Source organism: Butyricimonas faecihominis, from assembly GCF_033096445.1.
Lineage (GTDB): Bacteria > Bacteroidota > Bacteroidia > Bacteroidales > Marinifilaceae > Butyricimonas > Butyricimonas faecihominis.
The window spans coordinates 128,033-154,761 of sequence record NZ_AP028155.1 but is presented as its reverse complement, the minus strand read 5'-3'; the positions used below and the strand labels follow the sequence as shown (position 1 = coordinate 154,761).

Below are 26,729 nucleotides of genomic sequence, written 5' to 3'. Positions count from 1 at the left end.
TTTCATGGGTTACACCATTGCCTTGTTCACCATCTATCCAAAATCAGCAATAGTGGAATCTTGTGCTGTTTTTATCTTTTTTATAATCCTGTTACTATCCAAGAGAGGGTAAGGATTTTCACCTCTTTGGTTGTTTATATTGAATAGGCAGCCAGAGAGGTGAAAATCATTGATCGGAAGATTATCATGTTAAATTTTAATATTTTTGCAATCGACACCCCTTCGTGGACGTTTGTTAAATGCCATTTATTCTATATCTTTGTTGTGTCACTAGAGCGATCTGGTGATGGAATTTAAATATAGAAGGCGTTTAGTTTTATCCTGTAACTGAAATCTGGACAATTTCAACACACGAGGATAAGCGATACAAACGTTCATGCTTGCCATATATACGACTTGCATATAATGGTTTAGCGTGGGGTGTCGTTTTATCCGTGTGTAGGGAGTCCAGACCCTCAGTTGCGATAATTCTAACAGTTCCCACGCTTTTCTTTTTATATAATACCTTCTGGGAATTGAGGAAAAATACACTAGTAACCATGGAATTTAATAAAATTGAACGCATTGCTATTACATCTATTTTAATTGGAATGATGAATGTTGATAACGATGTCGACTTAAGAGAAGTTTTATATTTTAATCAAATACAAAACACAATCGGAATCACTCAAGAAGAATTTGAACAAGGGAAAGAACAGAACATCTTACTTTCTCTAGTTCTTATAAAAACCATGTCTGATAATAAAAAACTCGCTCTTGTTAAAATGCTTATAGAGATGATAAAGGCAGACGGTAAAGAAGCTCCCCAAGAAATGCAATTATTTAATATTATCATTGAATCTACGGGGATAAACAAATTACTTTAATAATGATCACTCAAAATATAATAAATATGCTAGTAAAATTTTCATCTAAAGACACAGCTACACTTTGTAAAGGATTAAACAAGTTAGTGAATTATAATACTTCTAAACCACTCAGTAGATTCTCTGATATACCTCAATATATGCGTCAAAAAGCAACACAAATAATGGCTGAGTTAAAACAAGATGGCATGACCAAGCTTGAGATAGATACATTGAAAATTCTACTGACCGCAACAAAAGAATTTGGTGGACTTTTTTATGATGTAGCTCTATTTCAGAAAATACAGAATTTAATGTACCAATGTGAATATAACCAATGTAAACCCAATTTTAAAACAAGAGAAGGTGAGGATATTATATTTATACCCTAACATTCTATCGTAATAGCAATTAAAAATTTATCATGGACAGGGAAGAATTTAAAACAGGAATGATTACCCATTATATCATTAAAGCTATAATCTGGGCTTTTATTATAGGCATTCTAGTTATGATATTCGATTAAATTTCAACCATTCACCAAGATACTATTATCTAATTACTAATAATAAATAAATCACCGTATGAAAAAATACAAAATAATACCAATCTTATTGATACTTGGATTACTATTTTCAGCTTGTAGTAAAGAAAAAAAACTGACAATAACAGATGTCTCATTTTCAAGTAGTAAAGCCTATTCTTTAGATCAACAATCTATAAAAAGAAAATTGCTAGGAACTAAAGTCGGCATAACTAAATTCGATGATCAAATCAAAATCAATTTTTATAACTCAAAAAATATTGTTGAAGAAAGTTTCATCCTAGATAAAGCTCAATTCAAATCATACGATTATTATTATGAAAGCGAGCAGCAATATAAAGGTACACTATTATCTCATAATTATTTACCCACAATTCCAATTCAATTTGCACAAGTAAATGGAAACCTGTTTTCACAATATATAAAATTTGAAATACAATTAACAATACAGAAAAATAAAACAGGTCGCATTTCTTCAGCCAAAATGGAAGTTGGTAACACGCAAGGAAAAATGTTCTTAACCCTTAAATAGAAATCTGATACTTCAATTACTACTAATATGAAACCTCTTTACATAGCTTGTTGCATCATATTAGGAATAGCTCTCCTACCAATCACAGGGGGATTTTATACCCTAGTGAGAATAGCCATAACCATTGGTGCTGTTATTGCAGCATTCCAAAATTCAAGTAACGGGATAAATATATGGAGCATCATGTTTGGGATTGTTGCTATACTATTTAATCCTATTATTCCTGTTTATTTACATGACAAAGGAGCATGGATGATGATTGATATTATTGCCATGATCCTATTTATTATCCAGATTGTGAGAAATAAGGAGTAGGACAATAATTGATGAATTATATATAGAATGAACTAGATTTGTCCCTCTAAATAGTGAGGCTATAGAAAGGAGCCAAATTCATCACTCATTACAGAAAATATCTAAAAGACAAAGAAAACGATGTAAACCTCCTACCAATCGGAGCATTACACGCCAGAAAACACAACATCAATGTTGAAGGAGTAGTCACTAACAAAGGAATCCCTGTCCTAATGGAAAAAGGAGGTTCCACTAAACAAGCGGCTGAGATTGAGAAGAATGAGATTATATTCAGACCAAAGGTAACTGAGAGGTTAGAAGAGTTATTTAAAGAAGGCACTGATGATGCTGCAATTGAGGCTGGGAAGTTATTAGTTAGAGAGATATTATATAATACTAAGGATGAAGGTGAATTTATTAGTACTGTAGAATGATGATAGATTTTGAGAAAGTAAATGCTTATTTGAATAAAGTAAGAAAATTTAGTAAAGGTGGAATAGTGAAAAAGGATGAACCTATTAAACAGACACAGGCAGAAAGAGCCTATAATTTTATAAATCCAGCAGATGGGTTTAATCTTTTCTCCACATTAAGATATTCAACTTTTCCAATTTATAGTTGGTTAGGCTCTACTATACCTCTAAGACCTGAAAATGATATGGCAACTCCAGTAGAAGAAGCATATTGGAAACACTATTTAAACTTAGGTAGAAATAAAACATTAGTTCCTGATACTAAATCTAAAATTAATTGGGATAAAGAAAATGGGTCTAATTCAGAATATGTTGGGGTTCCTCAACCAGTAGCTAGAAGAGTTCAAGCATTGGCTGACACTCTTAACATGGGAAGAATAGTAAGAAACTATCAAACATACAAAGAAAAATATCCAGAATTACCAGAAGAAGATACAATGAATGATATGTACAAATTTGGTAAGGAATTATTAGATTCAGGAAAAGCTCAACAGGCTAAGGAACATATGTCAATCAAAGAAGTTAAAAGAAATCCTAATTATATACAAGATAGGGCTTCTGGATTAGAGATATTAGGTAAGTTTGGCATGAAATGGGATAAGAATACTAATACCATTAAATTATATGATACTTATGATTTTCCTTCAAGATATACAGGTAAATATAGTATCCCAGAAAGAGAAAAAACTTTAAGAATACGTGAAGATATTAAATTTGATCCAAAACAAGGATCATTTCTATTAAGAGATAACATGAAGAATTATTATACAAATGAAGATAAATACTACCAATAAACTACCATTATTAATAGTTGCAGGATTAAATCTTAGTGTTATATCATCAATGTTAATAGCAATCGCATTAAGAGAATATTGGGGAATATGTAATCTAGTATATTGGAAACAATTATCTAACATATCAGATTATATATTGCTAATGGCTATCATATTACTAATTCCTTCAATTATATACTATGGCTATATAAGAAAATGGAAATATTTAATATGGTTATTAGTAATCGGATTTAATCCTATAACTATTATATGGTTAATAACAAATATTTAAAATGAACATGAATTATGTACACAAAAATAGAAACACCAAAAGAAATTCAAGTTACTTGGCGTTACCAAAGTACAGAATATCCCATAGCCGCATTTAAAAATGAAGAAGGGACTATATACGCTATTACTTATGAACACCCTAATTTTTCTGTATTTAGAAAAATAAATGATAAGGAATACATTACATCTAGATTAGGAGGACATTTAGAGGCAACAGAAGAAGAATTAGAGTTATTTAAATCTCTGTTAGATCAACTTCCAGAAGAAAAGAAAAAGGAGGTAAAAGCAGAATATAAACGCCCCTACCTCACAGATAAATACACAATGGAAGATGGTACTATTATTATTCTAAAGAGTTTTTAATATCTTGAAAAGCTTGAATGATGTCATCTATAATTTTAATTCGCTCATCATGTGAGGGTTCTTCTAATACACCTACATATAAAATATTATATGTCTTACCATCATACACATAAGTTTTTGAAATGGAATTTAAACCACTACTATCAACTTCACCACAAAAGACAACATCCATTCCAGTATCTGGTAAATGGAGATATGTAGTTTCAATAACTAGAATATAAACACAATCTTTAATTGGAAGTATGTCCTCAGGGTAATAACAAGAAAACTCATAATCTTTTTTAGATTTACCACGAAGAGTGAAGTAAGTTTGACGATCGCTCATAATGAATAAATTTAAAATTAATAACAGCAAATATAATAAATAAGGACAAGAATTGATGAATTATATATAGAATCAACAAAAGTTGTCTCAACAACTATTTATATTCATTCTAAATAATATATAACACATTGGAAATTATGAGAATATATATTAAATTTGTGATAGATAAATACTTAGAAATAGCAGAGTACAAAGCCCTCTGCAATGGCTTTAGATATTATTACCTTCTAGGTAATCTGCGGCAGTATGCTGACACATCCTCCCACTTACCGTATCTAAAGCGGCGATAACCATGTACAAAGACAGGTTTTGAAAAGGTGCAATTACAGATCATAATTAGTTCCTCCCATTAAATTAATTAATACTCAATTATTTTTAAAGTTGCAAGAACTATTTGAGCTGTAATTACACCACAAAATAACTAATAATTTAAACATAAATATGAAGAAATGGCTTTAGATTTTGATAAAGTAAATTCTTACTCAAGAGGATTAAAAGAGAAAACTCAGCCTAGAGATAATACTAGAATAAATAGTAAACTAGAACCTAGATTGAAGAAGAAAGAAGAAAAGGAGCTTCCAGATAATAGGACTTATTTATCTCAAGCTCCTTCTAAAGATATTAGAGAAGCAAATAATCTTAATCATACATTAAAACAGATTCAAGATTTTGGAGATAAATTGAAACAAGTTGGATTGGATTTAAGAGATTATGCAGCAGTTGGGACTTCTATGTTAAATCCAGCTGCAGGGATGGTGTTAGGTTTGGGTGATGCTGGGATTAGTGCAGCTAAGGGTGATTATGTTAGTGGTGGTGTACAAGCTGGGTTGGAGATGTTACCTTATGGTGCTGGAAAACTTTCTAAAGTTTCTAAACTTCCAGATGAATTATATAAACTAGCATCCAAAACAAAAGTAGGAGAAAAAATCATAACAAAACAACAAGATAAAGCTTTCCAAAAAGGAATTGACGAAGTAATTCAAATGTGGAATGGCAGTTCTGATCTATCTAAATATAAAATATATAAAGATTCTCCATATATGCCAGAATTAGTTAAATATGATCTTGATCCTAATATTGCAAAAAGAATTAAAAATTCTGGATTAAATGTTAGAGATAAATATAGTTATATGCTTGATTCGGATGGAGAAGAAATAAATAGGTTTATTTTATATGACAACAGTCCTAAAAGAAATCATTATCAATATAAAGGAGAATCCGACTTAGGCTCTGTAAAAGAAAATTTAAAAAATAAGTCTATAACAGGATATTTTGATGATTCTCAAGGATATAATGATATAGCTATAAAACGTAGAGATAACTCTGGAATTTTAAGAAAACCCAAGGAGATTAGAAGAACTTCTAACCATGAGGCAACACATTTATTACAAAATAATTATGGAGTGTCATTAGATGTTTTAAACTCTAGTGGAACTTATGGAAAGCTAAATGCTAATACTAATGTAGGAAATAAATTAAGTAAATTCTTAAATACTTCTAATGAATGGGCTGCAAGTGGAGATGAATTACATTCAGATTTATGGGCATTTAGAGTAAAACATAAAATTGGAACTAGAGATTTAACTGATGAAGAAGCTAAACAATTTATAATTGAAAATAAAAGACATTTTATAAAAGGAGTAGATTCAAATAATAAAACATTGATTGAAGGAATTAAATTGGCTCCAAGTGTGATTCCCGGATTTTTAGGTGTTAAATCATTAATGAATATGAGCAATGAGTCCAAATGATAATTTAAATGAACTTAAACTTGTTACATTTTATAATTCTGCCAAATCTAATTTTGATGTAGTCACTAATATATTTGATTTTTTCAATAAAGATGAATTATTATGTGAGGTAAATAAGGATAATCTAAATTTATTATACCTTATGTTTAAAGATCTTGGAAGATATAACACAAACTATTCTGAATATAAGAATAGAGAAGAAATAAGACTAGTCCAAAACAAATTGGATAAAGTTAATATTCAGAATCTATCAGAACTTAAGGAATATATAATTACAGCTTCCAAGTTTTATAAATTATTAGATAATGATAAATATAATGAAATTATTGAATTCCTAGATACAAAGAAATTTATTCCAAAAGAAACTAATTAATGAATAATGAATGTAATTTAAACACACTAACAGGGGCAGAAATTCTACAGTTAATAGATAGTGGTAAATTTATAAATGCAATTAGTAAATATGGATATGCTACAGTTCCCACAGCAATTGGAGGAGCTACAATGTTAAATAATAAAAATGAATAATTATGGAAGAGAATGATGATGAATATGAACATTTAGGAATATTATATTCTATAGAAAATAAAATTACTGGGGAATGCAAATGTTTTAAAACACGTAAAGAAAGCTTTGAATATTTAAAAGTAAATAATCTATCAGAAGGAGAATATGAAGATGGAATATTATTCATAACTGTTCCAGATCCATTATTTGAGAATATACCTCTTTTTCCAGAAGAAAAATAATAATTCAAATAATAAAAATGAATAAATATGTTTATACCTTGCCCTATTGTTTGGATTAAAGATGATGAAGGTAATGATGTCATTTTCCCAGTATTATCTGATCCAGAGATAAAAGAAGAAGAAAATATTATTCCTCTCCCAGAAGAAACTAATAATCTAAATAATAAAAATGAATGATTATGAATATTGGAAGTGGATATGCTTTAACCTTAATGCTCAAAGCAACAGAAGAATATATGGTATTTTATTCTCAAGAAGAATTTGATGAATATATAAGAGAACATAATCTATCAGAAGAGGATTATATAGATGGGTTTATACATTATGAACTTCCTCCTGAAAAACTAACAATTTAAAATGAACATGAGTATGAATAACGAAATAAAACAAACACCTCTCATGCAAGTAACATGGGATGGAACTTATGTACAACATAGAGATGGAATCTCTTTAGATCCGAATACTCAATATTTTCAAAATCAATACCCCAACTACTACAGTAGGATTTTTAATAGCAGAAAATGATAAAGTAATAGTTTTGGCATCCAGTATATATGGAATATGCATCCCAAACTCTATGGCAAAGAATTTTATAGAGATACCTAAAAGTTATGTAATAGAGAGAAAGGAATTAGATCCTAACCCTCTAGATCACTAATTCTACTTTCTAAATCCTCAATCTTACTTTCAAGTTCTTTGATCTTGTCAAGAAGAGGTTGGGGATCTGGAAATACTCCAATATGGGCATTACAGTTGCTACAAGTTATGACAATATAATCTTTCCCATTTATATATGTTTCATTAATATCGAAAATATCACTCTGGCATTCTTGATTAGGACAATTCATAATATAAGATTTAATTAATAACAGCAAATATAATAAAATAACAACAATTGAAATAATATGAATTATGAAAAATAAGCAGATACCTCTCTTAGATATATAAATCTATAAAAGCTATATCATAGAGATTAAGAAATTAGATAAAATAACACAACATCTTGTAAATTAAAATTTTACAAGGTTACTAGGAAACAAGGTTAAAAAGTTTTATTTTTGTAAATAATTCAAGATTAAGAGTTTGTAATTAAAATTTAAAATTAAAAATTAATATTATGAAAATAAGTGAGAATTTAATAAAGAAACTACAGGATGGTGGTCAGATGCCACTACAAGTTTGTACAGCTCAATTCAATTAGTTTACAAACTGAATCTTTATTACTAAATTTTCTAATCCCTATACTAACTTTATAATATCTATATTTCATATCTATATACAGGACAAAAACATATCAATCATATATAAAATCAAATAAAACTGTCCCACGATGAAAACACAATCTAATATCATAATTACATTCCTTTTCCTTATCATCTCCTTTAATGCTTGTAACACCAAAACAAGTTCGCAATTTAATAACTACAATATAGCTCTAGATACCATTATATCTGGATATAATAGTAAAGACTTGGACATATACACAGAAGCACAGCACAGAATCACATCTAATATCAATATATATGATAAAATGCAAGAAGATACTCTCCTATCCCCAATGGAAAGAAAGAATCTAATTGCTAAGCTTAGTAATGCATCACTCACATGGAATCAAGTAAATCACATCTTCACAAAGATAATATTTATCCCTGATGATAATAACAACATCATGGGATCAATTGAAGTTTCCTATATAAATCATGATCATGATAATGTTAATGATACAGATAGCATTACAATTCTACAAATCTACACCCCAGAAGAAATGAAAAACATTCAAGTAACATTAGCTGATTGGGAACAGGATTCTATATATAATGAATATTATTTAAATATTATATCACTAGAGCATGGGAGCTTCATTTCTCGATTGAAAAATAAAGATCAAAAAGAGTTCCTAGAAAGAGATGTTATGCTTATATATGAATATATACAAGAGATAGATTCATGTTATATAGCTGCATCTATACCCTTAAAAATACTCCAAAAACAATTGAAAGAAGATAATATGGAATGAGATTAATGGAAGAAACTAAATGTGAATCATAAGCATTTTATTTAAGTTCCTATTCAACCACACATCTATAAAAGGATAGTTGATAACTTTAAAAATAATGACCTATGAGCAACACTAGCTAAATACCAACCACCAACACTTCAATCTGTAATATATAAGATATAAATACTATTGAAGTGTAGAGGATGAGATAATCAGTAGAACATCATTTTTACTCATTATCTTATGAATTTTATGAGAAATTTTTATTACCAACTAGGTAAAATCATAAAAAAAATTCATGATTTTCATCAAAATTGGGAATGAAAACATCAACAATAATATATTGATATTTAAATATTTGCAAAACAAATTACTTCATTTCTGATTTTACATTGAGGTAAACCAACAGGTAAACCACAGAAATAAAAAGACATTTACCAAGTTGTAAGTGATTATAAATAAATAGATTGCGGAAATAGCTCAGTCGATAGAGCACTAGCCTTCCAAGCTGGGGGTCGCGGGTTTGAGTCCCGTTTTCCGCTCTCATTTTAAAGCACTTACGATTGTAGGTGCTTTTTTCATTTCAGGCCATTTTCATGGTTTTTACCCCCTCATGTAAGCAATGATGTAAGCAAAATCCCCCGTGTAAACCAAGATGTAAACCAAATCATTATCCGGCTCCCCGTGTGCGCGTTAAAATAAAAGAAGTAATGGTAATCCTACCGAGAATGAAGAGAGAAGGTACCTCTTTTTCGAAACTGATCCAGAGCTTACTCGTGGCTCATGCAGCCCGGATAGAATAAGCCCCGGTTAAGCTCTGAATAAGCAACGAACGAGAGGTAGCTTCTCGATTACTTCACGGTTAGATTACACTTGGTTCTCTACATAAACTGGAAAGCTGAACTTCAGGTATGATTCAATTTCAACAAAAGTTAATTCTGTTTACCATAAACCTTTTAAGATGAAATTTCTAGGAAGAGTAGGCGTTTTTTACCGAAACTATTACAATTTTTAACTGTATCATATTAAAAATGGTTTCAGTCATTTTTTACCTGCATCAAGTAAATCCAAATCTTCTTCAATCATAACGTCCAGTTCCCGATTTGAGAACTGGACGTTATCCCACCTTCGATATAATTTTCCTCAACTAGAAATTCAAGTAACTGCACATAACACCCCTAGTTTTCCAAGGAATATTTTTTACCTTCCAAGATCCAACTCTTCGGTCGTTCGCCTTTCAAATAGTAGTTAAAATAATCCATCACACGAGACGTTTGATCCAACATATTCTCGAGCAAGCCAATGGTATGTCCCTCTCCTTTATAAGCCAACAATATACACGGTTTTCCCAAGCGACGCATCGTGATATATAATTCCAACCCTTGACGCCAATCAACAGCCCGATCATCCGTACCAAATGACATTAACAAAGGAGTCTGAATACTTTGTGCTTGAAATATCGGGGAATTTTTAACATACTCCTCCCCTATTTCCCACCAAGGCAAACGAAAACGAGCCTGTCCAGTTTCAAACATCTCCTGATTCGAACGCCCATTTTCCCAGTATATACTATTGTACATACTAACCATATTCGTAAGAGGAGCACCAGCCACGGCTGCAGCAAACATCGGAGTCTGAGAAATAATATAAGCGGTCTGATAAGCCCCCCAACTATGTCCAAGCAATCCTAAACGCATCGAATCTATATCCCCACGTTTCAATACCTCCTGAACAGCAGCAATGACACAATCAGCCGCAGATTCTCCGGGATGATTTATCTCATAACGAATGTCCGGTTGGAAGACGAAATAACCCTGCAACACGAAATTCATCATATTATAAGTCTCCCGGGCGGAAGGATGCGTGAAAACATTCAGACGATGAGATAACAATTCATAAAGATGAACGATCATCGGATACTGTTGTCCTTCCTGATAATTCACGGGATAATACAAAGCACCTTGCAATTCCTGACCTCGAGAATTCCGATAATGAATCAACTCACTTTTTCTAAAACGTAGTGAATCACTTTGCCTTTGGGTTGAAACTACAGATCGTACCACACGGAACTCCTTATCTGTATAAAACAATTCTGAAGAAGTAATATTATCTTCCCGAGCAAACAGGTAACCTCCTTTAGCCCCAGCCTTTACTAAACGAGAATAGCTATAAGGTCCATACAATAATTGTTGATGTTGTCCTTTCGGATCATAACGAAATACACCCGTTTGTCCGTCACGACCTTTAACCCGCAATAAAAACTCCTTATCAATCGTCGGATTTCCCCGCTGCATGGACCGAAAAACAATACCTTGCTCACGTCCTTGCGTAAGTCGTTTTGTCTTTAACGTGACGGGATCAATACTCCAGATATCATACTCATCATAGCACCAGAATTCTTTATCTCCCGTAAGCCATCCGGCTACCCCGAAAGAAGGTGCAATATCAATAGGACCATCATAATATGCATCACTCAACTCTTCTGGAAGCTGATCCGTCAAATTAATTAATTTTCCCCGTGCAATATGATATGCCCACCAATTTTTATCCTTGAAATAATAAACATATTTCCCTTCACGAGAAAAAGATAACGACAATATGGTATTCTCTAACAAAAGAATACGTTGCCCCGTAACGGTATGTACCAAGTACCAATCACGATGTGCCTCCCGATAATGAGGTCGATAGGGCTTGTCATCTACAGCCAATACATAATCTCCATTAGGTGCAATGGCTGCCACACCAGAAAAGGTAGTGTCAATAACTTGTTTCCAACGTTTTTCTTCCGGCCACCAAGCACATAGGAATGCTTTCATTCGATTTTCATAATAACGGTCTTTCTGCCTGGATTGTACCTCGCCATCTCGCCAATGCCAAATGTCGACAGCCACCTTGGGACCAGCAGACTTGATTTGAGCCTTGGAAGTCAAACCAAAAAACAGTACTTTTCCATCCGCAGACCAACGTGGAGTATAAAACTCGCTTACCTTCATATTCTCCGGCAAGTTATTTTTCATATCTTCTGACAATGAATAATGGCGCAATTTACCTCCAATATTCCGAAGCACTTTAATGTCCCTATTACGATGTGCAGGAATACTATCAGCACATACTCTTACCAATGTCAGTCCCCATGTATCCCATTTCAAATTCTCGTATGTAGCTTGTTCTATCTCTGGGAATATCGTGCAGAAATCCGAAAGATTTATAATTTCTAAATGACTTTCATCACTTCCTGCACTTCGACACAAATAAGCCAAATATTGATGCGTGGGATCTAACACGTAAGAATTAATATTTGCAATTGTTTTGATGAACTTTTTCTCTAAATGATAAAGATTCAACTCCATTGCTTTTTCAGCACGACCTTTCAATACAAGATAATGACTATCTTTCGTAAAGGAAAAACTTTCTGCACCCTTAAATATTTTTTCCGTTCCTGATCCTAAATCAAGCAAACAGGTCTGATAAGCTACCCCGGCAGAGACATCATGATTCCCCGGCATTGAAAACGCTATCCAACGAGAATTCGCTGCAAATACAGCCATTGAAGCCGAAGCATATTTATACTCTTTACCTGAACGGAGATGACAGATATGCAAAGAATCGATCCCCATGGCATACTGGATACGCCACATTCCCCACTCACCATCAGGAGAGAGATCATACTCCAAAAGTTTATGCCAGATCTCAAACTCATGGTAATTTCTGTCCTCTTTTTCTGTTGCACACAATTCTCCTCCTTTTCCCAACAAGCAGAGGCCCATCAGGAAAACAATAACCAGTTGTCTAATGTTCATTATTTACCCAGTAATTTCTTCAATATTTCTTTTAATTTAGGATCAGACGGACGAGACGCATTTACATCCACCCATCGTCCCTCTGGATCTATCAGCATAAACCGTGGGACAGAACCTAATTTCAATTCATGAGGTAATTCGGTCCAATCACCCGCCCACAACTGGGTTCCACCTAATTGTCTCACTCGAACAAAATCTTTCCAAGCTTTCCGGTTTTTATCAATAGAAATGCTGATAAATACAATATCCTGCCCCTCAAGTTCCTTTTCCAGACTTTGTAGAGAAGGAATTTCTTTTTTACAGGGAACACACCACGTGGCCCAAATATCGATGTACTTGTACTTGCCCTTGAAATCAGCCATAGAATGCAATTGCCCGTTTGTATCGGGATACATCAGATTAGGAGCCAATTCTCCCGGCTGGAGAATTGAAACCGGACGTTCTTGTAAATGACGCATACGCTGCCGATAGCTTTCCGGCAATAACGGCATATAATAACGCTCATATTCGCAATAACGACGATAATCGGTTGTCGGTATTTTTGCCAATATATACTCAGCCTTCAATTCCGGAACATTCAATTCTGCCAAACGTTCCTCCATAGTATACTCCCGATCGCGGAAAATGAATGTCTGCTTATAAGTAAAGTAATTATTCAACAACTCCATGCCATAAGGTTGTTTCAATGATCGACTATCCTTTTCAGGAAAACTTTTCATGATCTGCTGGTAGTAGGCACTCTCTTGCTCTTCTGACTCATAATTCTGTTGTCTTTTAGCGACATACATGACAAAATGATTCAGCAAATCCAGCTCCACGATTTCCTTCAATTCCGTAACATAATTCGGAAGTATCCGCTCCACCTCACTCAACCAGTTGTTCACATTCTTTCTGACAGACTCAAAACGGGGGAAAAATGCACCATAAGTATCACTCTTCTGATCCCCTTTTAACTCTCTCTCCATCTCCCGCCACGTTTCCAATAAACGGTTTTCTTCATTCCCGGATTGTATTACACGAAAATTCTGATCTTCCCACACAACCTCTGTTTCCACACCAGCCTGCAGATAAAGCCGACAATACCCCTTCCCATCATACAAATAATAATAAGGTTGATTTTCTTCCGGCTCCAACATGAAAGCAAAACTTCCCCCGGAAGCAATGGAAGTACCGGCATATTCTACCGGTACTCCATTTTCTACTCTCATCAATTGTATATTCAAAGGTTGCTGCTCTCCCGATACACGTCCTTTTACTGTGGCAAAACCTTCAGCCTGAAGGCTTCCCACCTGCAAAATACAAAAGAGAAAATATAATAATCTGATCATATTAATAACACATATAAACATTATTCATATATGGACTCATGTACATTACTTCGGATGGAATTCCTGTTCCATTATACACTTCTGGGTTATCTTTCAATTTATTTGCTGTAATTTCAAATAAATACAATTTGTAATTATTCCCATCACTGGTAGCTACTGCCAATTTATTTATTTTATCAGTAATTGTCTCATCCATATAATCAGTATAATCAAATATCCAGTGTTTTATCAACACTATATTTTCTCCACTTGGAATAGCCAAGGAACCGTTATCCCGTACAACCTCCTGTTCTTTTTTATTGACTAAATCATAATAATATAACTTATCATTTACTCCAAAATAAAGCATTTGATCTTTACGATGCATCCCGAAACAGCTTGCCGCAGCTAATTTACTTCCAGCCTCTACAGTCTGTATATCTGTGATTCTATTTTTCAAGTAATCATTTTCGAAATTAACCAAACATTTCAGATCAAAATAAAATATAGCACGGCTACCATCCTTTTTATTATTCATCACCACATACCCTTTACCTCCTTCCCACATTCCTTCATCCAAAAATCCGGCATAAATAGGTTCCATATCCGGATAAGCAAGAGAATAGGCAGAATTTTCATCATTTTTAAAATAAGAAAGAGAAGTAACATTCCTTGCCGATGTACAAAATTGTCCTGATTTCAAGTCAAATAGCAAAGGAGACATTGTACCATTTTTCGTAAAGACACTCGATAATTTATAATCTCCCTCTTTCGGGTACGACAATTTATTCAGACCAAAAGCATCATCATATCCTGAATAGGTATATAGATATCCATCATTGATAAAGCCACTTTCTTCCGATCCCTCATACCATTTCTGTGGAGCAACAGTTGGCGCATTTTCAAAGAATAGTGAATTAAAATCACCCAGCTGTTTCATATCCGAAATCCGCACCAATGAAACATCTCCTTCCGAAGCCAATAAAAGGCATTGATTACCTGTTTCTACTTTATCCTCCTCTTCATTCGCCCATGTATAATTACCCACAAATCCCAAAGATCGAGGCTTTCCTGTCAACATTTTTCCCTGTGTTTGTTGTAACAAATCCGTATTCTCTTTTCCTTTCCAGAAGAAATCAAGATCAGTACCCCCTTCTTTCTCCTTCAATACATACCAACCTCTGGAATTTTGCGATTCCACGCTCAAACTAGAATATACATACTTCGTTATTTCAGTTTCCCGGTCACGGTACGCAAAAATCAACTGATAGGAAGACAATGACAACGAAACCGTATAATCCAAATCTTTCTCTAAAGACAAAGTATCTATACTTTTCCTGAAATCATTCTTATCATAACACATCCATATATAATCGTATACCCGTTCTTTATCCTCAGATTGAATCGTCGGAGTAATAACCAACTTTTCCATAAAAATAGCCGTGTACATACTATCAATACCCGCTACTTCAGCTTGATTTAAAGCATGATAGTCATAATTCCCCTTGTCGTCATAACAAGAAATACAAAACAAGGGAAGTAATATCAATAAAAATAAATATAAATTTCTCATAACCATATTATTTAAGGGAATACCACTTCATGACCATTTTCATCCATCAAAGGAGGATTGTTAGCCGGGTCTGCATTATACTTTTCTAATTCTTTTTTTATCTTTTTCAAAAGATATAAACCTTCAGCCGTTGGTCCCGCTTTAATATAAAGCTTTATACAATCATTATCCCATTTTTCACCCGTGGCATTGATCATAAAACGATGTTTTACCTCCGACCAATTTCCTAAATAAGTTGCACAATCATAATCAGTGTCTTTCCAAACTGTCGGACGCTCCAATTTATCGGAAATCGTGATCTTTTTTACAACGTATTTAGGTACTCCGGTCTCGAAATCATCAGAAGGCAACAAACGCAACTCCAATTTACGAGCATTCTCCTGCAAACTTTCATCCTCACGCTTCACAACAATCTTCACGGTGACTCCATTCTGGTTAGCCGGTAAAACCAACTCATGATTTTCCCCACCAAAGGCCTCAAAATGCACTCCTTCCTTTGCCGGATACTTCATATCCACATAAACAGAGTCTACCACCTTACTGGGATCTTCTGTATCGTAAGTATATTCCCACTCTTTTGTCACCTGCTCAAAACGAATCGTCCGCGGATAATCCACAACTTCTCCAACAGACATGATTCCAATATTCAACGTGTCGATTTCTTTATCACTTGAAAAGTAAGCAAAGGTATACACCTCATCTAATGACGAAGAAAACTGGACAAAATTTCCTCCTTTGAAATTCATATAATCTGATGAACAACCACCGCACAATCCCACGGCAAGTGTTATTCCTAATAAATATCTTAGTTTCATTGAACTTACATTTTGTAATTATTCTTCATATTTAATTTCACTCTTAGGCACTGGCAACACGTACACGCTTGTACTTCCCGGCGTGTTTGACCACATGATCATTTCATCATTCCGACGTTTATATTGATAGAACGCTTGCCCTTCCCCGTAGAACTCTTTGTGATACTCCATGGAAACAAACTGATTCTTTTGATCTACCCCAGCATTATCCATATCCAAAGATATACTTCGTGCTGTTAATAACTGATTAATCAATGGTTGATAAACCGCAGAATTATCACTACATTCAATAGCAATCAGATACATTTCATATAATCTGACAAGAGGTATCTGCTCCCGTGTAGCAACCTGAGCCTCACTCTGTTTGTATTTCATCAAGACGTAACGGTTTCCGGTAGTTACTCCCTGTAACTGCTGCCACAATTTCCCATCACCCCGAACGTCCGTAACATCTCCCTCAAATAATTCTGCAATTAAACTTTTTGTCTGTTCAACACCCCCGGAACGATAAATAAATGTTTCTGTAATATCTTCCAAATCGTATACATGCACAGAAAACAAGTGTTCAGAGCTAGCAATATAGTCCTTGTTTGTAAAATTCTCAGGCTGACTTAACTTAAACTGCTCTCCTACCCCGTCAATCACTTTCTTCGCATATTCTGCCGCTTTCTCTTTGTTTTGAATCCACAAATAAAAACGTGCCTTCACTGCCATGACAGCCCAGTAATTCATCCGATTCTGACGATAAGTAAAATAATCATCATCTATCCCTTTTTTCTCTACCTCTTCTAATAAGGTCTCTGCCTCATTTAAATCTTTTTCCAAAAAAGCGATATACTCTGCCCATGTATTCACGGGCATATTCTGCCGGGATACCTCTCTCGCATAAGACAAGATCTTCTTATCTGTCTGTTTTCCCGGAATCGGACCATACAACCGCAACAAATCCAAATGACAAAAAGCTCTTAATCCTAATGCCTCTCCCTTGATCAGTTTATACATATCTTCCGACAAGACACCATTATCAACAAAATCCAAAAGGTTATTGACATTAACAATTGCATTATAAAAATCTGTATACACCCCATCAATTATGGATTGGACGTTACTATTTTCATAATCGTAAGCACTGATATACCCGGATAATTCCGAAGCATTCGATTTCCAATGTTGTGCCAGATATTCGGTCAACTCCATGGTCAAAGTTTTCCCGTAAAGAGAATTACTCTTCAGCTTGATATAAACCCCTGTCAATGTATTTTTAAAACCATCTTCAGTAGAAAACATTTCTTCCTGTTCCACCCGGGTCGACGGTTTCACATCCAACCAGTTACTGCATCCCGTTCCCAACAGGAGACAACCACTAAGTATATAATATATAATTCTTTTCATATTACTATTCCATTAAAAAATTGCAGAAAGAGAAAAACTAAATCTACGGGAAAACGGATATGCAATACCACGTTCTTGTTTGATTGTTGATATCCGGAATAAATTATCCATATTAAATGCAACTGAAAAATGCTGCATTCCCAAATATTGTTTTATCCAATTCTGAGAAAAATCATATTTTACTTGCGCACTTTGGCATTCCAACGTATTTTCTTTCTGTACAAAACGAGAAGTCATTTGTGTCGCAGTCTTATCTTTCACGTCCTTGAAAAAGGTATGGTCTCCCGGTTCTCTCCAACGATCCTTATATACCCTACGATCAACATTATATTTTACATCTGCATTTTCAACCCGATCAATTAATGTCGAATTATAAGCATATCCACCAAAACGGTAAGCAAACGAAAGATTCACGCTAAGATCCTTCCAAGTAAACATGGTATTGATATTTCCCCGGAATTTGGGATCCTGCACCCCACAGGCCTGTTTATCACGAGCATCCCATACATAAGTCAATTCGCCAAAACGATTCACATACAATTCTTTACCCGTACTCGGGTCGATTCCCAACGAAGGAACCACATATAGCGTACGTAATGCCTCCCCTTCCCGATAAAGGAAGTTCGGATTTGAACCTCCAGCTGCTTCCAATTCTTCGTTTTCTGCCTTCAAAGCATCCGAAATCTTCACGATTTCATTCTTTTCATGAATCATGCTAGCAGATAAGGACCAAATTATATTTTTCTCCGTATTCCGAATCAAGAATCCCGATGCTGACAATTCCACCCCGGTATTTCTCACTTCACCAATATTTGCGGTATAACTAGAGAATCCATTCGCTAACGGGAGATACATCTCTGACAACAAATTATCTGTTGTATTTCGATAATAATCAGCCGTTACTCTCAAACGGTTATTCAAGAAAGCCAATTCAAGTCCCACATTCCATTTGTCAGTTTGCTGCCATGTCAAATCCTCATTTGCCAATCCCATCAATTCACTACCAAACCAATACCGATAGCGATCACCCGTAAAATACTCATAACTGGCTAATGCCTGATAAGCACTAAAATTTACAGCTCCCGTCACAGCATAGGATGCACGTAATTTTAAACGGTCCAACCAAGCAATCCCTTCCATAAATTTCTCTTGATTAATATTCCAACCTAAACCAAAGGAATAAAAAGGAGCAAACCGTTTATCACTACCAAAATCCGAAGCCCCGTCAACACGATAAGAAATATCAGCAAAATAACGTTTATCATAGATGTAGTTCACGTTTCCAGTAACCCCAAGACGCCTTTTTACAGATTCTGACCCCGATGGTTTTCCATCCTTTTCATACTGTAAGGCCATTGACAACATTTTCAGATTTGCCTGTGGAAATCCTTCCATCGTGAAAGTATAAGATTTTGATTCTGACTGAGCTAGATTATAGTTCAACCCGGCATACAACTCATGTTTATCGCCAAAAGTTTTTGAATAACTCAACGTTATATCCCAATCATAACTAAATCCTTTATCAGAAGAATAGATGTACTTTCCTTTTCTGAAAATCTGATCATCCGTGTAATCTTTAAAATCAGAATGCTCCGCCGGTTTGAAATTATCCCCGTTACTTAATGTTTTGGTCAATCCGATTCGTGAACGTAACGTCATATTTTTCAACGGTCTCCACTCAATAGCAAAGTTATCTGTAATCGTTGTTGTCGTTGTTTGATTTACCAAATCCAATGTTGCATCGTACAAGGGATTAGCCGGTCCAGGATTGAACAAATCGTTTGTCTCTTCCAATTCTTTTACAACTTTCCCGTTTTCGTCTACCCCCGTCCAGTAAGGATTTAATTTCACGTATTGGTCAAATGAACCATAAGAAGATTCATTGGATTCACTTAATCCTACCTCCAGACTATTTCGGAATAATAAAGATCCCAATTCATAAACCAAATCTACATTCCCGTTGAAAGTTTCACGGTTAGAGCCTTTCATTACACCCTTAACATCATTATACTGTACAGATGCGGAATAACGGAAACCACCTTCCCCACCTCCTTCTAAACGAAGATTGTGTTTGTGACCAACTCCTGTACGCAAAGGCTTGGATAACCAGTAGGTATCAACCCCGCTCTCCACGGCCTCTTTCACTTTCGTATAACGTTCTTGTAAACGCATCGTCTCGTTAGAAAAATTTCCTTCATAAAGTCCTGCATCTACCTCCAATTGTAATTTTTCCCGTGCATCCAGCAAATCATAATCTGTCAGATCCGGGATCTCCACGTTCAGACTTCCCCGATAAGACAAACGCAATTTTCCGACTTCTGGACGCTTAGATTCAATCACAACAACCCCATTGGCTCCACGGGAACCATAAATAGCCGTTGCGGATCCATCCTTTAATAACGTCACTGAACTAATATCCTCATCATTCAAATCCAGCATTCGCTGTAACGAGATTTCAAAACCATCCAAAATGATTAAAGGTGTGTTCAAACTACTTGTCTTCGTTTCGTTTTTTAAGTCTTCTACGGTAGGCAAACTTGACGTTCCACGAATTTGCACTTCCGGTAAATGATTCGGGTCCGACCCATACGTATTGTCCTCAATGATATTAAATGTCGGATCAATATTCTTCAGCGTTGATAACAAATTACGTCCTCTAAATGATTTTAGTTCTTTTTCTGTAATTGTTGAAACCGCACCCGTAAAACTTTCCCGTGATTTTTTAAAAATACCAGTCACGACAACATCTTCCAACTCATTCTCAGCAGGTTTTAACACAACTGTAAGTTTTGCCATCTCTTTGTTACCATCAACCATAATTTCTTTAGATTCCATTCCAACCATGGAAAACTGCAACGTGTGTTTCCCTGCCGGAATTGAAAAGGAGAATTTCCCATCGATATCTGTCGCGGCACCAATAGAAGTTCCTTTTATCAACACGGTCACACCCGGTAAAGGCTCTCCTTTTTCATCAGTGACCACCCCGGACATCTTCACGGATTTTTGTTGGGATTCATTAGCTTTCCGCTCTCTTACCACAATTACACCCCGACTTACCTCATAACTGAAACGTGTTCCTTCAAAAATTCGATTCAGCGCATCTTCCACCGTAACTTTTTCCAACTTCATATCCTTACAAGGAACATCTCTCAGTACATTTTCATTATAAAGGATATTTACCCCTGTCTGATCTTTGATCTTCATCAACACGCCACTTAGCGTCTCCGACCTGATGTCCAAAGAAACCATTTTGCCTTGCGCACTTACCGAGGTTGGAACTAAAACAACCAGCCCAACCATCAGGATATAAGCTAAACGCATAACTAAGAATTTTTTTCTCCAACAAAGGGACGATGTATAATCATCCAATCGTTTTTTCTTCATAAATTTGTCAAACATTTTATTTGTATTAAATGAATAATATGAAAACTAGAGGGTATAAATAGTTGGTAGCTTGCTATACCCTCTTTTATTAATTTCCTTTCCGTATATATACCGTTCGATCCTTTATTTCAAACTTCACATTCACGCCAAGTTCAAAAAGAGAAAGAAATTCCTGTATATTGGTGAATTTATCCAGATTTCCAGAAAACTCTAATGCCTTCAATGTACTATCTTCAAATACGACCTCTACATTATACCATCGTGATAATGTTTTCATAATCATGTCTAACCTCTCTCCTTGGAAGGATAATCGGTTATCTTTCCAACCGATATAATGGTTTACATTTATTTTCCGAACTATCGACTGGCAATTTTCTTTTTCAAATATCAACTGTTCTTCCGGTTTCAAAATTACTGATGGATTCATCCCATCATCAAATTTCACTTTACCGTTCACCAAGGTTGTGACCAAAGCAGACTCATCCGAATAACATTTTATATTAAATTCTGTTCCTAATACCTCAATCTTTCCAGATTCCGTTTTTACGATAAAAGGAGCAGACTCATCTTTCACCACGTCAAAATACGCTTCACCACTTAAAATGACTTCCCGCTTATCACCGGCAAACATAATCGGATATTTCAAATGTGAATCCGAATTCATCCATACTCGTGTACCGTCTGACAATACTAACAAATATAAACCACCCCGAGGAACTATCAATTGATTAAAAACAGTGGTATCTGGCATTGTCCGTTTCAAACGATTATATTCCAATCCTGTTGAGTCTGCAGCAATCAATACATTCCCGGCCTCTTCCAAACTACAATGCCCTTTCCCCAACACGACTTGTTCCCCATCCGCTCTCACTAATATCGCTTTCATCTCTGCCGGAAGAATGTTTTCCTGCTTTGCGATCATATTCGTTCCCGGTAATAATACTTCGACTTGTTTCCACTGTAACAATATGATACAAACAATAGCTACACACGCTGCACTAGCCACCCACATAATCATCCGCACACGCTTTTTCCTCTCCACCTGACGTTTCATCCGTAAAAAAGCATCTTTTCCTGAATAATATTTCCGTTTTTCTAACTTCTCGCTCACATACTCCGCATCCAGTAACTTCTCCACGATACCATCTTTATCCTCCTCCACGTCCTTCACCTCTGCCAACAGATGTCCCATCGCTTTATCTACAACCATACGTGACCGATCATATATCTCTTCCCATTTCATATTATTTCTGCCTTTATTTTGACAACAGACACTCAATATGAAAAAACGGGTGACAAAAAAATAAAAAAAATTAGTTATCCTACACGAAAAATAATCCGGCAATTACCATCCAGACATCCCCTAATTGCTCACGTACAAAAGCATAAGCCCTCTTTTTTTGTGTTTTTATAGTATTTTCAGAAACTCCCAACTTTTCGGCCATATCCTTCACCTTTTCCCCTTTCATACTTCGTAATAAAATATCTCGCTGTTGTTCAGGCAAACGGATAATCACGGTGTAAAAACGGGTAATGGCTTCTTCCTCCAAAGCCATTTCTACAGCATCACATTCATCACTAATGACTTGTCCCATCCACACCTCATGTGCCTTCTTACTTCTCTTCTGATCTCGAACAAAATTAAGCGCAGCATTGTACACGGCACGGTACAGATAAGCAGTTATCACTTTTATATCTTCAAAACAGACAGTTGAAAGCCACAATTTCACGAAACATCCCTGCACCACATCCTCCACCATTTGATCATTCCCCATAATTTTTGCCGCATAGCAACATAGTGGAGCATAAAAATAATCATATAGCTCAACCCAAGCTTTATCCTCTTTACGATTAACCCCATCTAAAAATTGCCTGTATTCCATCACAACTCTCTTAAATCTCACAAATATATCGATTCCAATATTATCTGCAAAAATATAGTTGTAAAAATCAAAGTTCGTAAAACCCTCCATACATTAGGCCAGACATTTGTGCCACTTTTCTTCAGAAACCATCTTTCAATGAATACATTATCATTCCATATTTAAAAAATTGTATTGTCCTGAAAAAAGTTTACTATAAACCAATTTCAGGAAATTACATTCCTTGTCCCCCCAATCATTGTACCGGAATACAAATTTCAGTGATCAAATTTTCCGGTGTAGTATGGTCCGGATGATTCAAGTACTTTTCGAAACCGGGGGTATCTCCCAGCTTATACCCTTTTTCGGGAATCCATTTTGCATAAATCGTATCGTAGACGGCATGAAGGTTTTCATACGGTCCTTGGTAGCGGAAGATCGCATATTTCCCGCCGGGAATTTCTTTTACTCCCACCTCTCCTTTCGGTTTCCCGACACGGGGTAACACGAGGCACACGGACGTGCGCAATTTATCCTGCTCCGTTACCTTCGGATCATCATGGTAAACACAGATATGCTCCACGTCCGGGGCAAAAAGATTTTCTTCCCGCACGTAATTCCACAGTTTTTGCCATGCGGCACAATAATCCAACTGGTTATATGCACCTGTCAGCCAAACGTAAATCACTTGTTTCGGGGCCAACACCTGTTCTTCAAATTCTAGTTTCAAATCGGGTCTTACTTCTACTGGTTTCATAATCGTGTAATTTTTATTATTACGGTATCCATTCGGCGAAATACCATAGAATTGCTTGAAACTTTTCGACAAAGAAGAAGGCACGTCATACCCGACCCGATAAGCAATGTCCTGCACGGGCAAATCGGAATAGCGTAACAAGCGAGCTGCAGTCTCGACACGTACCCGGGTGATGAAAGCCCCGACAGGCTCTCCCAGAAAGGCCCGCACGATCCGGTGGAAATGCCAAGGAGAGAAACCAGACATCTCGGCTAACATCCCGAGATCGATATTCTCATCCAGATGATTGTTGATATATTCCACGATCACGTTGATCCTTTTCAAGTACTCTTCTTTCGTTGTCAATTTCTGTTCCATATTCTTTTGTATTTCGAGACAAAGGTAAGACCCTGAATTGGGAGAGACTTTTCCGATCTTGCTAAATTAGTTTGTAAGGTTCTCTACACCTCCCCCTTCACAAATTGAAAGTCCAGCCAGTAAGTTGCCCGCTTTGCCGTGAATTTCAAAACACAATAAGTCGGGTCGTTCACCCCGCCCGGGAAATGCTCGATAAACCAATCCTGCCACAAGGCTTTCTTTTCCGCCTCGTCGGTAACAATCTCGATGTACCCGGTCAACACGACACTGTTAATCTCCTTCTGGAAACACACTCCCGCTTTAGGATTCACCCGAAAGTGTTCCGTTTTCTCGGAATACGTTCCGGTAGCAAACCAGATAGTAGTTATCCCTTCCGTTTTCACCTTTGACATCGGCACAGGACGGGGAAAACCGTTTTCATCAATAGAAGTCAGTACCACACTTTCGCATTGCTCCAATAATAATTCCGCTTTTCGTTTCAATTCTTCCATATATCCATCTTATTTAATTATAAATACAAAAGTAGAGTTCCGGGAAAAGAATCTTTTGTAAAAAATCGACTTTTATTCCCCCAAATAAGTGATCGGAGTATCTGCCGGCAAGGACGTGAAAACCATCGGCGAACTACCCGATAATTTCTTGAACTCTTTCACCAAGTGAGAAGAATCATAATACCCACAATCGACCGCCACGGAAAAGAGGTTATTCCCGGAAACCTGACGAAGTACATCCATTGCCCGACGAAATTTCACGACCCGGCTATACTCTTTTGGCGTGTAACCCGTGGCATGTTTAAAACGACGTTCAAAATGACGTTGACATATACACACCCGACTCATCAACTCCCGAACAGGCAACAATCCCCCGGCCTGACGGATCACCCCGGTTGTCCACACGATTTGCTTGTCAACCTCTTCGGCATATTTTAACCGGGATATCAGAAAAGTTTCGATCACTTGCAACCTTTCCGCCAGCGTACTTTTCTCCCTTAAAAGAGAGGCGAACTCTTCATGAAAAAGAAATCCCACGTCCCTCAAATGAAGTCTCTGCCCACTCAGCTCCCCTAAAGGCTTTTTCGTGAAAATAGTCAACCCGCAGGGAGTAAATCTGACCCCGATCATGTGTAGTGATCCGGCACAAACCGACAACTCCGAGTAAGTCTTCATCGCTCCCACGAAATAACCGTGTAAAGGATCAACGCCAAACCGATTTTTATCCTCTAGGTTACGCGCATCATCCAAGTTAAAAATGAAATCGGTACAACCATCAGGCAAAATTTTCATCTTCTCGCCCATTTCCGGTGAACCTTTCACCTCCCAATATTTGTCTATATAAGGAGATAACACGGGATGAGGGGGATATTCTTGGTACATGGGTTCAATTATTGGTATCAAGGCAAAGCTACTAAAAAAATCCGGGACGACCATACCATCTCCAACACAGGCATCATTTGGAGAAAAGTCCCTTCCACAGGTAACTTGGGGAGAAATTCCACAACTGGGGCAAAATTTTCCCCAATCGTGGAATTCAGATAAACACACGTACAAACTGTTTTTCAACACGTTATCATTTTACAACACGAATGGCACGGGCATTGCCTTTATTTAGGCATAGAATAAAACATCAAAACAAAAAACTATGAGAACGTTTATTTTTTTAGCAGTCAGTTTGTTTTTCATCGCCTTCCTCGGAAGTTGCGTGGAAAGTTCACAAAAATATAAAGCTTTACAAGCAAAAGCAGATTCTCTACAAGCCGTTAGCAACGGACAAAGTAACGAAATGGATAAACTTTTAGCAGATCTGAATGACATTTCCGCCGGAATGCAATCTATCCGCGAGGCCGAACACATTCTGGCCATCGAATCACAGAGTGACACGAAAAACAGCAAGAGTAAAAGCCAGATTACCGCTTTAAAAAATGACGTGCAAGCGCTTTCTGACGCTATCGCCGGTTACAAAGAAAAAATTGCTAAACTGGAAGGGACTAACAAAAGACAATCCGCTGAATTCAAGAAATTAATTGCCGGATTAAACGAAGAGTTAGCCATCAGAGATCAAAAGATCAACGAAATCAACCAGATTTTAGCAGCCAAAGAAAAGGAACTAGGTATCAAGACTCAACAAATAGCAGAACTTAACCAAAACGTGAGTAATTTACAAGAGGAATCAACTTCCCAAAAGGAAACGATTTCCAGTCAAGACAAATCACTCAACACGATCCACTACTTGTTAGGTTCCAGAAAGAGTTTAAAAGAGGCTAACGTGATTTCAAGACAAGGAATCTTCTGCCCGCCGATCGTTTCCTCTCAAGCTCAAAACGCAAAATTCGTGGATGCCGATATGCGTGAATTGACATCCATCCCGTTAAACACTAAAAAAGCCAAAATACTTTCTGTTCACCCTAGCGAATCATACGCACTGGAAACCGGGGATGACGGTATGCAGACTTTGAAGATTAACAACCCGAGTGCATTCTGGAAACAAACGAAGTACTTGGTAGTGATGATCAACGAGTAGCCTTAGATTCACACACTCATATACAC

Annotated in this window: 28 protein-coding genes and 1 tRNA gene; 16 read left to right on the top strand and 13 right to left on the bottom strand. The window is 36.0% G+C overall.

The genetic code is table 11. From position 1 onward, the window contains the following. The first annotated feature begins 539 nt into the window (after nucleotides 1-539). The 7 genes from R8806_RS00680 (at nucleotide 540) to R8806_RS00650 (ending at nucleotide 4,115) form a co-directional block, all read left to right on the top strand. Nucleotides 540-866 carry a tellurite resistance TerB family protein gene (locus tag R8806_RS00680; protein ID WP_124316949.1) on the top strand — a complete coding sequence of 109 codons (327 nt, stop codon included), beginning with the start codon at nucleotides 540-542 and terminating at the stop codon, nucleotides 864-866. 26 nt (nucleotides 867-892) lie between these two features. Then, nucleotides 893-1,237 carry a hypothetical protein gene (locus R8806_RS00675; RefSeq protein WP_124316950.1) on the top strand — a complete coding sequence of 115 codons (345 nt, stop codon included), beginning with the start codon at nucleotides 893-895 and terminating at the stop codon, nucleotides 1,235-1,237. A gap of 192 nt (nucleotides 1,238-1,429) precedes the next feature. Further along, the gene (locus R8806_RS00670) at nucleotides 1,430-1,921 is read left to right on the top strand and encodes a hypothetical protein (protein WP_124318473.1); all 492 of its coding nucleotides are present in this window, start codon (nucleotides 1,430-1,432) and stop codon (nucleotides 1,919-1,921) included. A 27-nt stretch (nucleotides 1,922-1,948) separates the two neighbouring features. Next, the gene (locus R8806_RS00665) at nucleotides 1,949-2,236 is read left to right on the top strand and encodes a DUF6804 family protein (RefSeq protein WP_124318472.1); all 288 of its coding nucleotides are present in this window, start codon (nucleotides 1,949-1,951) and stop codon (nucleotides 2,234-2,236) included. Between the two features lie 212 nt (nucleotides 2,237-2,448). Beyond that, nucleotides 2,449-2,649 carry a hypothetical protein gene (locus tag R8806_RS00660; protein ID WP_124318453.1) on the top strand — a complete coding sequence of 67 codons (201 nt, stop codon included), beginning with the start codon at nucleotides 2,449-2,451 and terminating at the stop codon, nucleotides 2,647-2,649. Next, complete coding sequence (locus R8806_RS00655; protein ID WP_151411502.1) at nucleotides 2,646-3,482, top strand: hypothetical protein; 837 nt, start codon at nucleotides 2,646-2,648, stop codon at nucleotides 3,480-3,482. The genes R8806_RS00660 and R8806_RS00655 overlap by 4 nt, the downstream gene beginning before the upstream one ends. Before the next feature lie 285 nt (nucleotides 3,483-3,767). After that, nucleotides 3,768-4,115 carry a hypothetical protein gene (locus R8806_RS00650; RefSeq protein ID WP_124318455.1) on the top strand — a complete coding sequence of 116 codons (348 nt, stop codon included), beginning with the start codon at nucleotides 3,768-3,770 and terminating at the stop codon, nucleotides 4,113-4,115. Here the strand turns inward: R8806_RS00650 and R8806_RS00645 are convergent. Then, a complete protein-coding gene (locus R8806_RS00645) occupies nucleotides 4,096-4,440 on the bottom strand; it encodes a hypothetical protein (RefSeq protein ID WP_124318454.1) in 345 nt (114 codons plus the stop codon). The genes R8806_RS00650 and R8806_RS00645 overlap by 20 nt on opposite strands. Nucleotides 4,441-4,889: 449 nt before the next feature. Between R8806_RS00645 and R8806_RS00640 the strand changes: the two genes are divergently transcribed. From R8806_RS00640 to R8806_RS00615, 6 genes are read left to right on the top strand one after another with little or no spacing between them, the layout of a single operon-like run. Next, nucleotides 4,890-6,191, top strand: coding sequence for a hypothetical protein (locus R8806_RS00640; RefSeq protein WP_151411501.1), 1,302 nt, complete (start codon nucleotides 4,890-4,892; stop codon nucleotides 6,189-6,191). Beyond that, complete coding sequence (locus R8806_RS00635) at nucleotides 6,178-6,564, top strand: hypothetical protein (RefSeq protein ID WP_151411500.1); 387 nt, start codon at nucleotides 6,178-6,180, stop codon at nucleotides 6,562-6,564. The genes R8806_RS00640 and R8806_RS00635 overlap by 14 nt, the downstream gene beginning before the upstream one ends. After that, nucleotides 6,564-6,719: a hypothetical protein gene (locus R8806_RS00630; RefSeq protein WP_167513899.1), complete on the top strand. Its 156-nt coding sequence runs from the start codon at nucleotides 6,564-6,566 to the stop codon at nucleotides 6,717-6,719. The genes R8806_RS00635 and R8806_RS00630 overlap by 1 nt, the downstream gene beginning before the upstream one ends. Nucleotides 6,720-6,721: 2 nt before the next feature. Further along, nucleotides 6,722-6,940, top strand: a complete 219-nt coding sequence (locus R8806_RS00625) for a hypothetical protein (protein ID WP_151411499.1) — start codon at nucleotides 6,722-6,724, stop codon at nucleotides 6,938-6,940. A 27-nt stretch (nucleotides 6,941-6,967) separates the two neighbouring features. Beyond that, a complete protein-coding gene (locus R8806_RS00620) occupies nucleotides 6,968-7,117 on the top strand; it encodes a hypothetical protein (RefSeq protein WP_167513898.1) in 150 nt (49 codons plus the stop codon). A 2-nt stretch (nucleotides 7,118-7,119) separates the two neighbouring features. After that, the gene (locus tag R8806_RS00615) at nucleotides 7,120-7,296 is read left to right on the top strand and encodes a hypothetical protein (RefSeq protein WP_167513897.1); all 177 of its coding nucleotides are present in this window, start codon (nucleotides 7,120-7,122) and stop codon (nucleotides 7,294-7,296) included. A 282-nt stretch (nucleotides 7,297-7,578) separates the two neighbouring features. Here R8806_RS00615 and R8806_RS00610 read toward each other — a convergent pair whose 3' ends face one another. Then, nucleotides 7,579-7,788 carry a hypothetical protein gene (locus R8806_RS00610; RefSeq protein ID WP_151411498.1) on the bottom strand — a complete coding sequence of 70 codons (210 nt, stop codon included), beginning with the start codon at nucleotides 7,786-7,788 and terminating at the stop codon, nucleotides 7,579-7,581. 482 nt (nucleotides 7,789-8,270) lie between these two features. On the opposite strand from R8806_RS00610, the gene R8806_RS00605 reads away from it, so the two are divergent. Together R8806_RS00605 and R8806_RS00600 are read left to right on the top strand one after the other, a co-directional pair. Beyond that, the gene (locus tag R8806_RS00605; RefSeq protein WP_124316893.1) at nucleotides 8,271-8,957 is read left to right on the top strand and encodes a hypothetical protein; all 687 of its coding nucleotides are present in this window, start codon (nucleotides 8,271-8,273) and stop codon (nucleotides 8,955-8,957) included. 451 nt (nucleotides 8,958-9,408) lie between these two features. Next, nucleotides 9,409-9,481: transfer RNA gene (locus tag R8806_RS00600), tRNA-Gly, on the top strand. A gap of 636 nt (nucleotides 9,482-10,117) precedes the next feature. On the opposite strand, the gene R8806_RS00595 is transcribed toward R8806_RS00600, so the two are convergent. From R8806_RS00595 to R8806_RS00545, 11 genes are all read right to left on the bottom strand, one after another. Continuing rightward, entirely contained in the window at nucleotides 10,118-12,739 is a 2,622-nt protein-coding gene (locus R8806_RS00595; protein ID WP_124318205.1) for an alpha/beta hydrolase family protein, read from the bottom strand. Then, on the bottom strand, nucleotides 12,739-14,067 hold the full coding sequence (locus tag R8806_RS00590) for a TlpA family protein disulfide reductase (RefSeq protein WP_167513939.1): 1,329 nt from the start codon (nucleotides 14,065-14,067) through the stop codon (nucleotides 12,739-12,741). Before R8806_RS00590 ends, R8806_RS00595 begins: the two co-directional genes overlap by 1 nt. Nucleotide 14,068: 1 nt before the next feature. After that, nucleotides 14,069-15,619, bottom strand: coding sequence for a PKD-like family lipoprotein (locus R8806_RS00585; RefSeq protein ID WP_164719916.1), 1,551 nt, complete (start codon nucleotides 15,617-15,619; stop codon nucleotides 14,069-14,071). Between the two features lie 11 nt (nucleotides 15,620-15,630). After that, nucleotides 15,631-16,434: a DUF4843 domain-containing protein gene (locus tag R8806_RS00580; RefSeq protein WP_124317998.1), complete on the bottom strand. Its 804-nt coding sequence runs from the start codon at nucleotides 16,432-16,434 to the stop codon at nucleotides 15,631-15,633. Between the two features lie 18 nt (nucleotides 16,435-16,452). Beyond that, entirely contained in the window at nucleotides 16,453-17,826 is a 1,374-nt protein-coding gene (locus R8806_RS00575; protein WP_151412123.1) for a RagB/SusD family nutrient uptake outer membrane protein, read from the bottom strand. Between the two features lie 12 nt (nucleotides 17,827-17,838). Continuing rightward, on the bottom strand, nucleotides 17,839-21,147 hold the full coding sequence (locus tag R8806_RS00570; RefSeq protein WP_229783015.1) for a SusC/RagA family TonB-linked outer membrane protein: 3,309 nt from the start codon (nucleotides 21,145-21,147) through the stop codon (nucleotides 17,839-17,841). A 151-nt stretch (nucleotides 21,148-21,298) separates the two neighbouring features. Further along, a complete protein-coding gene (locus R8806_RS00565; protein ID WP_124315842.1) occupies nucleotides 21,299-22,453 on the bottom strand; it encodes a FecR family protein in 1,155 nt (384 codons plus the stop codon). Nucleotides 22,454-22,532: 79 nt separating this feature from the next. Next, a complete protein-coding gene (locus R8806_RS00560) occupies nucleotides 22,533-23,114 on the bottom strand; it encodes a sigma-70 family RNA polymerase sigma factor (protein ID WP_164719556.1) in 582 nt (193 codons plus the stop codon). 214 nt (nucleotides 23,115-23,328) lie between these two features. Then, a complete protein-coding gene (locus R8806_RS00555) occupies nucleotides 23,329-24,186 on the bottom strand; it encodes an AraC family transcriptional regulator (protein WP_124315840.1) in 858 nt (285 codons plus the stop codon). An 83-nt stretch (nucleotides 24,187-24,269) separates the two neighbouring features. Then, complete coding sequence (locus R8806_RS00550; RefSeq protein ID WP_087421847.1) at nucleotides 24,270-24,677, bottom strand: pyridoxamine 5'-phosphate oxidase family protein; 408 nt, start codon at nucleotides 24,675-24,677, stop codon at nucleotides 24,270-24,272. Nucleotides 24,678-24,749: 72 nt separating this feature from the next. Next, nucleotides 24,750-25,745, bottom strand: coding sequence for a helix-turn-helix transcriptional regulator (locus tag R8806_RS00545; RefSeq protein ID WP_229128219.1), 996 nt, complete (start codon nucleotides 25,743-25,745; stop codon nucleotides 24,750-24,752). Nucleotides 25,746-25,824: 79 nt separating this feature from the next. Between R8806_RS00545 and R8806_RS00540 the strand changes: the two genes are divergently transcribed. Continuing rightward, entirely contained in the window at nucleotides 25,825-26,703 is an 879-nt protein-coding gene (locus tag R8806_RS00540; RefSeq protein WP_124315839.1) for a Cbp1 family collagen-binding glycoprotein adhesin, read from the top strand. The last annotated feature ends 26 nt before the right edge of the window (nucleotides 26,704-26,729 follow it).

Coding starts and splice junctions, on each gene's coding strand:
- R8806_RS00680 (WP_124316949.1), top strand. CDS start 540: ATGGAATTTAATAAAATTGAACGCATTGCTATTACATCTATTTTAATT.
- R8806_RS00675 (WP_124316950.1), top strand. CDS start 893: ATGCTAGTAAAATTTTCATCTAAAGACACAGCTACACTTTGTAAAGGA.
- R8806_RS00670 (WP_124318473.1), top strand. CDS start 1,430: ATGAAAAAATACAAAATAATACCAATCTTATTGATACTTGGATTACTA.
- R8806_RS00665 (WP_124318472.1), top strand. CDS start 1,949: ATGAAACCTCTTTACATAGCTTGTTGCATCATATTAGGAATAGCTCTC.
- R8806_RS00660 (WP_124318453.1), top strand. CDS start 2,449: ATGGAAAAAGGAGGTTCCACTAAACAAGCGGCTGAGATTGAGAAGAAT.
- R8806_RS00655 (WP_151411502.1), top strand. CDS start 2,646: ATGATGATAGATTTTGAGAAAGTAAATGCTTATTTGAATAAAGTAAGA.
- R8806_RS00650 (WP_124318455.1), top strand. CDS start 3,768: ATGTACACAAAAATAGAAACACCAAAAGAAATTCAAGTTACTTGGCGT.
- R8806_RS00645 (WP_124318454.1), bottom strand. CDS start 4,440: ATGAGCGATCGTCAAACTTACTTCACTCTTCGTGGTAAATCTAAAAAA.
- R8806_RS00640 (WP_151411501.1), top strand. CDS start 4,890: ATGGCTTTAGATTTTGATAAAGTAAATTCTTACTCAAGAGGATTAAAA.
- R8806_RS00635 (WP_151411500.1), top strand. CDS start 6,178: ATGAGTCCAAATGATAATTTAAATGAACTTAAACTTGTTACATTTTAT.
- R8806_RS00630 (WP_167513899.1), top strand. CDS start 6,564: ATGAATAATGAATGTAATTTAAACACACTAACAGGGGCAGAAATTCTA.
- R8806_RS00625 (WP_151411499.1), top strand. CDS start 6,722: ATGGAAGAGAATGATGATGAATATGAACATTTAGGAATATTATATTCT.
- R8806_RS00620 (WP_167513898.1), top strand. CDS start 6,968: ATGTTTATACCTTGCCCTATTGTTTGGATTAAAGATGATGAAGGTAAT.
- R8806_RS00615 (WP_167513897.1), top strand. CDS start 7,120: ATGAATATTGGAAGTGGATATGCTTTAACCTTAATGCTCAAAGCAACA.
- R8806_RS00610 (WP_151411498.1), bottom strand. CDS start 7,788: ATGAATTGTCCTAATCAAGAATGCCAGAGTGATATTTTCGATATTAAT.
- R8806_RS00605 (WP_124316893.1), top strand. CDS start 8,271: ATGAAAACACAATCTAATATCATAATTACATTCCTTTTCCTTATCATC.
- R8806_RS00595 (WP_124318205.1), bottom strand. CDS start 12,739: ATGAACATTAGACAACTGGTTATTGTTTTCCTGATGGGCCTCTGCTTG.
- R8806_RS00590 (WP_167513939.1), bottom strand. CDS start 14,067: ATGATCAGATTATTATATTTTCTCTTTTGTATTTTGCAGGTGGGAAGC.
- R8806_RS00585 (WP_164719916.1), bottom strand. CDS start 15,619: ATGAGAAATTTATATTTATTTTTATTGATATTACTTCCCTTGTTTTGT.
- R8806_RS00580 (WP_124317998.1), bottom strand. CDS start 16,434: ATGAAACTAAGATATTTATTAGGAATAACACTTGCCGTGGGATTGTGC.
- R8806_RS00575 (WP_151412123.1), bottom strand. CDS start 17,826: ATGAAAAGAATTATATATTATATACTTAGTGGTTGTCTCCTGTTGGGA.
- R8806_RS00570 (WP_229783015.1), bottom strand. CDS start 21,147: ATGCGTTTAGCTTATATCCTGATGGTTGGGCTGGTTGTTTTAGTTCCA.
- R8806_RS00565 (WP_124315842.1), bottom strand. CDS start 22,453: ATGAAATGGGAAGAGATATATGATCGGTCACGTATGGTTGTAGATAAA.
- R8806_RS00555 (WP_124315840.1), bottom strand. CDS start 24,186: ATGGAACAGAAATTGACAACGAAAGAAGAGTACTTGAAAAGGATCAAC.
- R8806_RS00550 (WP_087421847.1), bottom strand. CDS start 24,677: ATGGAAGAATTGAAACGAAAAGCGGAATTATTATTGGAGCAATGCGAA.
- R8806_RS00540 (WP_124315839.1), top strand. CDS start 25,825: ATGAGAACGTTTATTTTTTTAGCAGTCAGTTTGTTTTTCATCGCCTTC.